The following is an 11,940-nucleotide window of genomic DNA, read 5'->3' on the forward strand; positions in this document are numbered from 1 at the left end:
AATGACATTCGATCCATCTACCTTATTTGCAGTATTTTTCTACGGCTTTGCTGGCCTCTTAGTAATCTCAGCAATTCGTGTGATTACCGCTCGCAACCCAGTTCACGCTGCTTTATTTTTGGTTCTCGCATTCTTCTGCGCTTCCGGTCTATGGATGTTGCTCAAGGCGGAGTTCCTTAGTTTGGCCCTCATCTTGGTTTATGTTGGTGCCGTCATGGTCTTATTCCTATTCGTCGTGATGATGTTGGATCTTGATATCGAGCATCTTCGCCGTGACTTTAAAAAATTCCTCCCCGTTGCTTTCCTAATGGGGGCTGTGATTGTTCTAGAGCTCTCTATTGTGCTAATTCGTAGTTTCGTTGGTACGAATACGCCTGTCCAAGCAATGCCTGAAGAGGTAATGGCTAACAATACTCAAGCATTGGGTATGTTGATTTTCGGCGACTATGTTTATGCATTCGAAGTTGCTGGTGTCATCTTGTTAGTGGCAATCATTGCAGCAGTCGCTTTAACACTTCGCAATCGTAAAGATGCCAAATCTCAAAATATCCACGAACAAGTCAATGTAAAGGTGGCTGACCGCTGGAGAATGGTGAAGATGGATACTGATATGGCTGCAAAACAAGATACTCGGGGTGAGAAAAAATGAGCATTACTCTTGCCCACTATTTAGTGCTTAGCGCAATTCTATTTGCGACTAGCGTCATCGGTATCTTTTTGAATCGCAAGAACATCATCGTTTTGCTCATGGCAATTGAGTTAATGTTGCTTTCAGTAAACATGAACTTTGTTGCTTTCTCTCATTATTTGGGAGATATGGCGGGTCAAGTATTCGTTTTCTTCATTTTGACTGTGGCGGCTGCTGAAGCAGCTATTGGCTTGGCAATTTTGGTTGTTCTCTTCCGTAAGGTCGACACCATTAATGCCGAAGATCTAGACCACCTTAAAGGCTAGTCATGCAATTGACCTTAAACATTCCTGTTCTCTGCGCAATTCCATTGGCGCCGCTAGTCGGCTCCATTATTGCCGGCTTTTTTGGAACTAAGTTAGGTGGTAATCGGATTGGTCACGGCGCCAGTCAGTTTGTCACCATCTTGGGTGTCACCATTGCTTTTATTCTGTCCTGCAATGTTTTATCGCAGGTAATGGATGGCTTTTACTTTAATGGCACCGTATACCGCTGGATGCAATTAGGCGAACTCAACTTAGATATTGGCTTCCTTATTGATCCGTTAACGGCCACCATGATGTGTGTGGTGACCTTTGTATCTTTAATGGTGCACATCTATACCATTGGCTATATGCAAGGTGAAGATGGTTATAACCGTTTCTTCTCCTATATCTCGCTCTTTACCTTTGCAATGTTGATGTTGGTAATGAGTAATAACCTCTTGCAACTCTTCTTTGGTTGGGAAGCAGTGGGTGTCGTGTCGTATCTCTTGATTGGTTTCTACTTCGAACGCCAATCCGCCGTGTTTGCCAATATGAAGGCCTTCTTAGTGAACCGCGTAGGCGATTTTGGTTTCATTCTTGGTATTGGCTTATTGCTGGCAAGTACTGGCTCCATGCAATATGACGTGATCTTCTCGCAAAATACTGCTTTAGCTGCGCAAACCTTGCCTGGTACAAGCTGGAACTTAGCAACCGTTGCCTGTATTTGTTTGTTTATTGGCGCTATGGGTAAATCAGCCCAATTTCCACTCCATGTTTGGTTGCCGGACTCTATGGAAGGCCCAACGCCAATTTCTGCATTGATTCACGCTGCAACTATGGTTACTGCCGGCATCTTCATGGTGTCACGTATGTCACCATTGTTTGAGCTCTCTGATGTAGCGTTAAGTTTTATCTTGGTGATTGGCTCTATCACAGCGCTGTTCATGGGTTTCTTGGGTATTGTGCAAAACGATATCAAGCGGGTCGTTGCCTATTCCACATTGTCGCAGTTGGGTTATATGACTGTAGCTTTAGGTGTTTCTGCATATCCAGTAGCAATCTTCCACTTGATGACTCATGCATTCTTCAAGGCTCTGCTATTCCTTGCGGCCGGTAGCGTAATCTTAGGTATGCATCACGAGCAAGATATGCGCAAGATGGGCGGTTTATGGAAATATATGCCGATTACTTGTTTGATGATGTTGCTTGGTAATCTAGCGTTGATCGGAACCCCATTCTTCTCTGGCTTCTATTCAAAGGATTCCATTATTGAAGCTGTTGCAGCAAGTCATATTCCTGGCTCTGGATTCGCTTACTTTGCAGTTATGGCTAGCGTATTCGTAACCGCTTTGTATTCATTCCGTCTTTACTTCTGGGTATTCCATGGAAAAGCCCGTTGGGGTCATGCAGATTCGCATGATCACCATCATGATCATGCGGAGCAGGGTGACGATCACGCTCATCACGGTTTAGCTCCCGGTCAAAAACCACATGAATCCCCATTGGTGGTGACATTGCCACTGATTCTCTTGGCGATTCCATCAGTGATTATTGGTTTCTACACCATTTCACCACTTTTATTTGGAACTTACTTTGGCGATTCGATCTTTATTGACTTAGCTCGTCACCCAGTAATGAAGGAGTTAGCAGAAGAATTCCACGGTCCAGTAGAGATGGCGATTCATGCCTTTACTTCACCGGTATTAGGTCTCGTTGTACTTGGTGTGCTGACTGCTGCTATTGGTTATCTTTGGGCTCCCAAACTACCAGCTAAAGTGGCTGAAGCTTTTGCCCCAATTAAAAAATTGTTTGACAACAAATACTATTTGGATGATTTCAACCAAGCAGTATTTGCCAAAGGACTCATTTGGATTGGTGGCTTCTTGTGGCATCGTGGTGATCAAAAGATCATCGATGGTTTCTTGGTTAACGGTAGCGCATATTCAGTAGGGCGCTTCGCTGGTGTCATTCGCCATTTGCAATCCGGTTATGTGTATCACTATGCGTTTGCAATGATTGCAGGGCTAGCGGTATTGTTGGCCTGGGTTTTGTATGCTTACCTGCCTTTTGTTCGATAGGCCTTTGTTACTTAAGTAGCCACTATGATTCTTTCTTACGCAATCTGGACCCCAATCGTCTTTGGACTCATTATTTTGTTTTATGGGTCTGAGAAGCCATCTGCCGGTGTACGCTGGTTATCGCTCTTTGGGGCGGTCATTGGTTTTATTGCCACACTTCCATTGATATTGAACTTTGATGTTGCTAATGCCGGCATGCAGTTTGTAGAGAAGGTGAGCTGGATTCCTCGTTATGACATCAACTACCATCTTGGCATTGATGGTATTTCTGTATGGTTTATTGTTCTAACTGCATTTGTCAACATCATCGTTGTCATTGCAGCTTGGGAAGTAATTGATACTAAGGTTTCGCAATACATGGCTTCATTCATGATCCTGTCTGGATTGATGATTGGTGTATTTGCTGCGTTAGATGCTTTGTTGTTCTATGTATTCTTTGAAGCAACCTTGATTCCGATGTACATCATTATTGGTGTATGGGGCGGACATAACCGCATTTATGCAGCGTTCAAATTCTTTTTGTATACCTTGCTTGGCTCATTGCTGACTTTAGTTGCAATGCTCTATCTATACAACGTTACTAACACCTTTGATATTTTGGCTTGGCAAAATGCCCGCCTAGATATCGTTGAACAAATCTTGTTGTTTGCTGCATTCTTTATGGCATTTGCCGTCAAGGTCCCAATGTGGCCTTTGCATACTTGGTTGCCAGACGTTCACGTTGAGGCGCCAACAGGCGGGTCCGTAGTCTTGGCCGCCATTATGTTGAAGTTGGGTGCTTATGGCTTTTTGCGCTTCTCTTTACCGATTGCTCCAGATGCCAGCCAATACTTAGGCCCATTTGTTATTTTCTTATCCTTGGTTGCTGTGATCTATGTTGGTGCAGTGGCTTTGGTTCAAAAAGATATGAAAAAGCTAGTGGCTTATTCATCAGTAGCTCATATGGGCTTTGTGACACTCGGATTTTTCCTCTTCAGTCCACTTGGTATCGAGGGCGGCATTGTCCAAATGATCTCCCATGGCTTTGTCGCTGGTGCCATGTTCTTGTCTATCGGCGTTCTTTATGACCGTATGCATACACGTCAAATCGCCGATTACGGTGGAGTGGTACATCGCATGCCAGCATTCACTGCCTTTGCAGTGCTAATGGCAATGGCTAATTGCGGTTTACCTGCTACATCTGGTTTTGTTGGTGAGTTTATGGTGATCTTAGCCGCTGTTGATTACGATTTTGTGATTGGCATCTTGGCTGCCACGGCTTTGATTCTGGGTGCCGCTTATTCTTTGTGGATGGTAAAGCGAGTTTTCTTTGGCACTATCAATAATGCGCACGTAGAAGAACTCAAAGATCTCAATGGTCGCGAGTACTTCATGATGGCCGTTTTAACAATCTGTGTCATTGGTATGGGCGTTTATCCAAAACCATTTACAGACATTATTCATCCAGCCGTGATCAATCTGCTGCAGCATGTTGCTGTTAGCAAACTCTGAGTAAAAGCAAATGCAAGCATTCGACCTATACGCCATCCTGCCGGAACTCGTTCTCCTAATTGCCACTTGCTTATTATTGGTGGCGAGTGTTTTTGTACCTGAAAAAGCCACTTCAACTCCTGGCGTTGAGCAAGATATCTTTCACACTCCCCGCGGTGTCGGTTTTGTGTATTTTTTCTCATTGATCTTGTTAATCTATCTGATCTTCGCATTCGTTGGCCGTTTAGGTGACGTATCCCTTGTTGCTATGAATGGTTTGTTTCAGTCAGACCCTTTGTCTAATTTGCTCAAGGCCTGTTCATGTGGAGCTGTCTTAGTAAGCTTGATTTACTCCAAGCAGTATTTATCTGATCGGGGTCTATTCCGTCCAGACTTTATCGTCTTAATCTTGTTGGCTTTATTGGGTCAGATGGTGTTGATTTCTGGTGCAAATCTGCTAACGCTTTATCTTGGCTTGGAGTTGATGGCTTTGCCAATGTATGCTTTGGTGGCTATGCGCCATAGCAGCGAGAAGAGTGTTGAGGCTGGTATTAAGTATTTCATCTTGGGCGCTTTAGCTTCAGGTTTCTTGTTGTACGGTATGTCGATGTTATACGGCGTTACTGGCTCTCTAGATTTAATTGAAATCTTCAAAACAGTTGCCGATCCCCGTGTAAATCACTTGGTGATGGCTTTTGGTTTGGTATTTATTGTGGCTGGCTTGGCATTTAAGTTGGGGGTTGTCCCTTTTCATATGTGGGTGCCGGATGTTTATCAAGGCGCGCCAACAGCAGTGACTTTGATGATTGCTGGCGCTCCAAAATTAGCGGCTTTTGCATTGTTATTCCGCTTGCTGGTAAATACTTTGTTGCCATTGATGGGCGATTGGCAGCCGATGTTAGTCTTGTTAGCCGTCCTATCATTAGTTGTTGGTAACGTTACTGCGATTGCCCAAACGAATATTAAGCGCATGCTTGCTTACTCAGCAATCGCACAAATGGGTTTTGTTCTTTTGGGCATGCTGTCTGTATTTGATGATCACGCCTTCAGCGCTTCGATGTTTTACGCCATTACTTATGTGCTCACTACATTAGGTAGCTTTGGATTGTTGATGGCCCTGTCACGCAAAGGATATGACTGCGAAACTCTAGATGGTCTTAAAGGATTGAATAAGAAACATCCTTGGTTTGCATTTATTGGTTTGGTAATGATGTTCTCCTTAGCTGGCATTCCTCCAACCGTAGGCTTTGCAGCTAAATTGGGTGTTTTGGAAGCCCTGGTAGATGCCGAGCATACTTTTTTGGCCATCATTGCAGTAATGGCTTCTTTGGTTGGTGCTTTCTACTACCTCAGGGTAGTGAAAGTCATGTATTTTGATGAGCCAAGCCATGAAGTGACTGTTTCTGGCTCTGGTTTTGCTAAAGGTCTATTGAGTTTGAACACCATCTTGGTTTTGGTTATTGGCATTGTTCCTGCTGCGTTAATGAGTATTTGTCTCGATGCAATGCGCCGCACTTTATTGGGCTCATAAATTTACCGGTACCGTAAATAAGGGCTCCTCAGGGAGCCTTTATTGTTTAATGCTCAGTGATGACATTTAAATGACATGGATCTTTTGTACGATCTTCATTTAAATGAAGGTAACTAAATAGAAAGACGCTATGATCGAAAAATCATTTAAAGATATGCCGGCAGGGGATACCCACTTGCGTGAAGATCGCATTTCAGGTGAGGATATTTACGGCGGTATCTTCTTAAATATGAAGCGTGATCAAGTGCGCCTTCCTGATGGTCATATTGCTGCGCGAGAATATTTAACCCATCCCGGTGCTGTTGCTGTGCTTGCTCTCTTGGATGATGGCAGGGTGTTGCTTGAGCGTCAGTATCGGTATCCAATAGCAAAGGCGTGTATTGAAATTCCGGCGGGTAAGTTAGAGATCGGTGAAGATCCTTTGCTGTGCGCTCAGCGTGAGCTGGAAGAAGAAACTGGGTACACCGCTCAGAAGTGGAGTTTCATACGTCGAATTCACCCAGTGATTTCATATTCAACTGAATTTATAGATATCTACTTGGCGCAAGAGCTAACTCCCGGTCCGAACAAGCTAGATGATGAAGAGTTTTTGGACGTCTTTGCAGAGCCTTTGGAGCAATTAATTGCCTGGGTTGAGGCTGGTGAGATTACGGATGTTAAAACGACCATATCCGCCTATTGGTTGGATCGGTATAGACGTGGATTGGCGAGTCCTCACCCCCTCAAATAGGGTATTTTGTAATTCCCATTAAAATAGACCTATTGAATTTGGCATTTTTGCCCTTATATAGGTCATATGAAAGTCTACAACCTCGCTTGCCCCTTAGATCATCACTTTGAGGGATGGTTTGCCTCTGAAGAGGATTGTCTTGCCCAGCAAGACAAAGGTATGCTCGCCTGCCCAGTGTGCGACAGCACCGAAATCACCCGCATGCCTTCTGCCCCCAGAATTGCAAAGTCATCCTCTTTAGCGATTGCTGCGCCTAATGAAAATATTGGCGCTACTAGTGGTGAGGTGGTTGCCTTAACGGGTAATGATCATTCACGCCTAGAGGCGCAAGTACAAGCAGCCTTCTTAAAAGGGATGCGTGAGTTGATGGGCAAATCCGAAGATGTCGGCGCTTCCTTTGCAGAAGAGGCTCGTAAGATCCATTACAAAGAAGCCCCCGAGCGTAGTATTCGTGGTCAGACCACCTTGGATGAGGCGGAGTCCCTGAGAGAAGAGGGTATTGATGTATTGGCTGTGCCACTCATGCCAGCATTCAAAAACACCTTGCAGTAAATTCAGAAGTAAATAGATAAAAAAATAGCGATCCGAAGATCGCTATTTTTAATTAAGCGCCAGTCTCTTACTTGGAGGTGGGCATGACAAACTCCGCACCCTTAGCAATACTCTCAGGCCAGCGTTGCATGACGCTCTTTTGCTTGGTGTAGAAGCGAACGCCTTCTTTGCCATATGCATGCATGTCACCAAAGAGTGATTTCTTCCAGCCGCCAAAGCCATGCCATGCCATCGGTACTGGAATAGGTACGTTAATACCAACCATGCCTACTTGTACACGGCGCGCAAATTCACGGGCAATATTGCCATCGCTAGTAAAGCAGGCTACGCCATTACCAAATTCGCAAGAGTTCACCAAATTCAGTGCTTCGGTAAAGTTCGCAAAGCGTAAACAGGAAAGAACTGGTCCAAAGATTTCTTCGAGGTAAATCTTCATATCAGGAGTCACGTTATCAAACAAGGTGCCACCTAAGAAGAACCCATTTTCATATCCAGCAACTTTATGGCCGCGACCATCTACTAATAATTTTGCGCCAGAGGCAACGCCGCTATCGATGTAACCGGTAATACGGTCTAATGCAGCTTTGGTAACAATCGGGCCCATTTCAGCGTCAAGCTCCATGCCATTCTTAACTTTGAGTGTCTTAGTGCGCTCAATAAGTTTAGGCATGATTTTTTCAGCAACATCACCGACCAAAACGGCAACTGAGATAGCCATGCAGCGCTCTCCAGCGGAGCCATAGGCAGCGCCAACAAGAGCATCAATTGCTTTATCAATATCAGCATCCGGCATGATAACCATATGGTTTTTAGCGCCACCCAGGGCTTGTGATCGTTTGCCAAAGTGGGCACAACGCTCATAGATGTAGTTTGCAATCGGGGTTGAGCCGACGAAGCTAACTGCCTTAACATCTGGGTTCTCAATCAAGGCATCTACTGCCTCTTTATCGCCTTGCACCACGTTAAATACGCCATCTGGAAGACCGGCTTCTTTTAGCAATTTAGCCATAAACAGCGAAGCGGAGGGATCAGTTGGGCTAGGTTTGAGGATGAAAGTATTACCGCAGGCAATGGCAACTGGGAACATCCACATAGGAACCATTACTGGAAAGTTAAATGGGGTGATACCAGCAACCACTCCCAAAGGTTGGCGCATGACCCAGTTATCAATATCAGTAGAAACTTGCTCGGTGTAATCACCTTTAAGTAATTCTGGGATGCCAGTTGCAAACTCGACAATTTCGATACCGCGAGTGACTTCACCTTGCGCATCAGTAAATACCTTGCCATGTTCAGCAGTAATGATGGCAGCCAATTCGTCGCGATTGGCATTCAGAAGCTCTAAGTACTTAAACATGATGCGAGCACGACGCAGTGGACTGGTGAGACCCCAAGTCTCAAAAGCTTTTTGTGCGACGGCTACGGCTGCATCAACCTCTGTTTTACTGGCTAAGGCAACCTTACGGGCTACCGCACCCTTGGTTGGGTTAAAGACATCGGCAAAGCGACCGTCTTTAGGATTGATAACGGAGCCGCCAACAAAGTGGCCGATATCTTCTTTTGATTCAAAGGCTTGGGGTGCGTTCATAGTCTTCAGTAAGGATGATGGTAGTTTTAAGGGTAATTAAAGTCGCTAGACCATGGGCCTGCACGACTTCGCTGTCTCGTTTATTCTATTTTTACTATTTTATCGCTTTAGGCTACATATTGTGTTTTTATCCCTTTTTCTGACTTTTAAGGCATTTCTATGAGCATCCTGTTCTCACCCTACACCCTCAATTCCCCTCGTGGGCCATTAGAGCTCGCTAATCGCATCGTAGTGGCCCCGATGTGCCAATATTCCGCCGATAACGGGGAAGCGACTGATTGGCACCTCATGCACTGGGGAAATCTTCTCAATAGTGGAGCTGCTCTATTTATTATTGAGGCTACAGGCGTTACTCCTGAGGCTCGAATTACGCCTGCCTGCCTTGGTTTATGGGACGACCGCACTGAAGCGGCTCTCCAGGATAAATTAAGCCGTGCACGCAAATTAGCGCCAGCTACCCCTGTGTTTATTCAGTTGGCACATGCCGGTCGCAAGGCTTCAAGTGCAACGCCATGGAATGGCGGTCAACTGCTGTCGGTTGATCAAGGTGGATGGGAAACTGCAGCGCCGTCAGCTATTCCGCAGCTTGAAGGCGAGCGCTTGCCGCATGAGCTCACCAAAGCAGAATTAAAAGATTTAATAGAAGCATTTGTCATGGCGGCTAAACGCGCGGATCGTATTGGCTTGGATGGAATTGAGCTCCATGGTGCCCATGGCTACTTGCTGCATCAATTTTTATCGCCCATTGCAAATCAACGTACCGATGAATATGGCGGCTCATTTGAAAATCGAATTCGTTTCCCGCTGGAATTGTTTACGGCGGTTAGAGCAGCATACAAGGGTGTACTCGGCATCCGCATTTCTGCAAGCGACTGGGTGGAGGGTGGCTGGACGCCAGAGGAGACAGCTAACTTTGCCAAACAGCTCAAACCCTTAGGTTGCGACTTTGTTCATATATCTTCTGGTGGAATTTCACCAAACCAGAAAATCGCCATTGGGCCTAACTACCAAGTTCCTTTCGCCAAGATTGTTAAAGATCAATCGGGCTTACCAACGATGGCGGTTGGCCTGATTACAGATCCACATCAGGCAGAGGAAATTTTGCAAGCCGGTGATGCAGACTTCATTGCTTTGGCCCGAGCTTTCTTGTACAAGCCACGCTGGGGTTGGGAGGCTGCCGCCGCTCTTGGTGGTACCGTGAATGCTAATGAGCGCTACTGGCGCTGTTTACCAAGAGAGGCGCAAGCTGTTTTTGGCAGCGTTAAAGTTGGGCAGCGATAAATCTATCAAAAGATGTGGAGACGAGGATGACTTTATTTCAGCGTGTATGCAGTGCATTTATCCTATTTGGATTAGTTGCATTATTGAATGTTGCCAAAGCAGATGGCTTTCCGGACAGGCCGATTGTCCTAGTTGTCCCTAATCCACCCGGTGGCTTGGTCGATACCTCAGCGCGCTTATTAAGCGAACCTTTAACTCGTGTTATCGGTCAAGCAATCGTAGTCGACAATAAGCCAGGCGCTAGCGGGAATACTGCTTACCAATACGTTGCCAAGGCAAAGTCAGATGGCTACACCTTATTAATTTCTTATTCGGGATATCACGTTGGCAATCCGGCTTTGATGGATAAACTGCCATGGGATCCAATTAAGGATTTTTCGCCAATTGCTTTGCTGACAGTCTCTACTAATGTCATTGCAGTACACCCTTCAGTTCCAGTTAACAACTTAAAAGAATTTATTGCCTATGCCAAGGCCAATCCAGGTAAATTAAATTACGCCTCACAAGGCAATGGCTCGGTTTCTCATATCGGTACTGAAATGTTTAAGCAGATTACTGGCGTAGATATGGTTCATGTTCCCTACAAAGGTTCTGGCCCAGCAATTCAGGATGTGCTGGCAGGGCAAGTGCAGGTATTTATCTCAACGCCGCCCTCATTGATGCAGCATGTGCAAAGTGGCAAGCTCAAAGGCCTAGCAGTCACTGGTAAAAATCGACACCCTGGTATGCCTAATGTGCCGACTACTGCAGAGGCAGGTTTACCTTCATTTCAATTGGAGTCGTGGGTAGGGCTATTTGCGCCTGCCGGAACACCTGCACCAATTGTTGCAAAGTTAACGGACTCAGTGAAGAAGAGTTTGGCTATGCCTGAGGTAAAGGAGCGTGCCGATGCAGCAGGGGTCGAATTGAGTTACCAAAATCCAGCTGCAACCGAGGCATTAGTAAAGAAAGAATTGCCTTACTGGAATAAGGTGATTAAGTCCGCAAACATTACGCTCGACTGATTGGAGTAAGCAGTAAAAATTAAGCCTGATCTCGCAAGACGGGATCAGGTAAGGTTTTTGCAAGCGCTCTTGCAGCGCTTAATAAGAAACAATCTTTTCCCGGACCCGCAATCAGTTGAATGCCCAATGGCAAACCATTGGGCCCGCTTGCCATATTCAGATTGATACAGGGCAAACCCAATAAAGTCCAAATTCTGCAGAACACAGGGTCTCCTGTGCCTTCCTTCAGATGGGGGGCTTCACCAATTGCGCTGGGGGCAATAATGAGATCCAGTTGATCTGCAAATAACTCAGAGATATATGAACTCGCAGCCTTAGCTTCCAATAAATCAGTTGCGTATTGTGAATAGTTAATTTGCGAGCCATCAACAATTTGCTGGTTAATTTGCGGGCTCATTTTTTTTGAAAAGTGCTCACGTTCAAATGCAAGGCTACGAGACATTTCATTTAGCATGATGCGAGTTTGTATTTCTCTAAGCCCATCAAGATGAGGCGGCAAGTCCAAGTCGCTTACTTTTCCTTTGGCGATGGTCTCAGCACTAAAGCGGGCTAGAGCTAATGCGCTAGCAACTTCTTTGCTTGCTAATCCCCAGTCTGCAGTTTTGCAAATGGCAATGCGCGGCTTATTGTGCAAGTTCTCGATGGTGGCAAGATCTAAATCACCACTCATAGCGGCAACACCGAGTGCAACATCCTCGACGGTTCGTCCAAAGCACCCCAAGGTATCTAAGGACGGGGCTAAACTTTTTACTCCGGCAACACTGATCTTTCCA

11 protein-coding genes are annotated in these 11,940 nt (G+C 45.5%); 9 read left to right on the top strand and 2 right to left on the bottom strand.

Annotated elements, in window-relative coordinates; all coding sequences use genetic code 11:
- Position 1 precedes the first annotated feature (1 nt).
- From A9236_RS09730 to A9236_RS09760, 7 genes are all read left to right on the top strand, one after another.
- Positions 2-649: an NADH-quinone oxidoreductase subunit J gene (locus tag A9236_RS09730; protein ID WP_071465861.1), complete on the top strand. Its 648-nt coding sequence runs from the start codon at positions 2-4 to the stop codon at positions 647-649.
- Complete coding sequence (nuoK, locus tag A9236_RS09735; RefSeq protein ID WP_071465860.1) at positions 646-954, top strand: NADH-quinone oxidoreductase subunit NuoK; 309 nt, start codon at positions 646-648, stop codon at positions 952-954. The genes A9236_RS09730 and nuoK overlap by 4 nt, the downstream gene beginning before the upstream one ends.
- Positions 955-956: 2 nt before the next feature.
- Positions 957-3,011, top strand: a complete 2,055-nt coding sequence (nuoL, locus tag A9236_RS09740) for an NADH-quinone oxidoreductase subunit L (protein WP_071465859.1) — start codon at positions 957-959, stop codon at positions 3,009-3,011.
- A gap of 24 nt (positions 3,012-3,035) precedes the next feature.
- On the top strand, positions 3,036-4,502 hold the full coding sequence (locus tag A9236_RS09745) for an NADH-quinone oxidoreductase subunit M (RefSeq protein ID WP_071465858.1): 1,467 nt from the start codon (positions 3,036-3,038) through the stop codon (positions 4,500-4,502).
- Positions 4,503-4,512: 10 nt separating this feature from the next.
- Positions 4,513-6,012, top strand: coding sequence for an NADH-quinone oxidoreductase subunit NuoN (gene nuoN / locus A9236_RS09750; protein ID WP_071465857.1), 1,500 nt, complete (start codon positions 4,513-4,515; stop codon positions 6,010-6,012).
- Between the two features lie 130 nt (positions 6,013-6,142).
- Complete coding sequence (locus tag A9236_RS09755) at positions 6,143-6,742, top strand: NUDIX domain-containing protein (protein ID WP_071465856.1); 600 nt, start codon at positions 6,143-6,145, stop codon at positions 6,740-6,742.
- Between the two features lie 66 nt (positions 6,743-6,808).
- Positions 6,809-7,294, top strand: a complete 486-nt coding sequence (locus A9236_RS09760) for a DUF1178 family protein (protein WP_071465855.1) — start codon at positions 6,809-6,811, stop codon at positions 7,292-7,294.
- A gap of 67 nt (positions 7,295-7,361) precedes the next feature.
- Here the strand turns inward: A9236_RS09760 and A9236_RS09765 are convergent, their stop codons facing one another.
- On the bottom strand, positions 7,362-8,882 hold the full coding sequence (locus A9236_RS09765) for a CoA-acylating methylmalonate-semialdehyde dehydrogenase (protein WP_071465854.1): 1,521 nt from the start codon (positions 8,880-8,882) through the stop codon (positions 7,362-7,364).
- 159 nt (positions 8,883-9,041) lie between these two features.
- Between A9236_RS09765 and A9236_RS09770 the strand changes: the two genes are divergently transcribed.
- Together A9236_RS09770 and A9236_RS09775 are read left to right on the top strand one after the other, a co-directional pair.
- Entirely contained in the window at positions 9,042-10,163 is a 1,122-nt protein-coding gene (locus tag A9236_RS09770) for an NADH:flavin oxidoreductase/NADH oxidase (RefSeq protein ID WP_071465853.1), read from the top strand.
- Between the two features lie 26 nt (positions 10,164-10,189).
- Positions 10,190-11,167, top strand: coding sequence for a tripartite tricarboxylate transporter substrate binding protein (locus A9236_RS09775; RefSeq protein ID WP_071465852.1), 978 nt, complete (start codon positions 10,190-10,192; stop codon positions 11,165-11,167).
- 19 nt (positions 11,168-11,186) lie between these two features.
- Here the strand turns inward: A9236_RS09775 and A9236_RS09780 are convergent.
- Positions 11,187-11,940, bottom strand: a 754-nt coding sequence (locus tag A9236_RS09780) for an amidase family protein (RefSeq protein WP_071467868.1), incomplete at its 5' end; no start/stop codon positions are given.

Source organism: Polynucleobacter sp. QLW-P1DATA-2 (assembly GCF_001870365.1).
GTDB lineage: Bacteria > Pseudomonadota > Gammaproteobacteria > Burkholderiales > Burkholderiaceae > Polynucleobacter.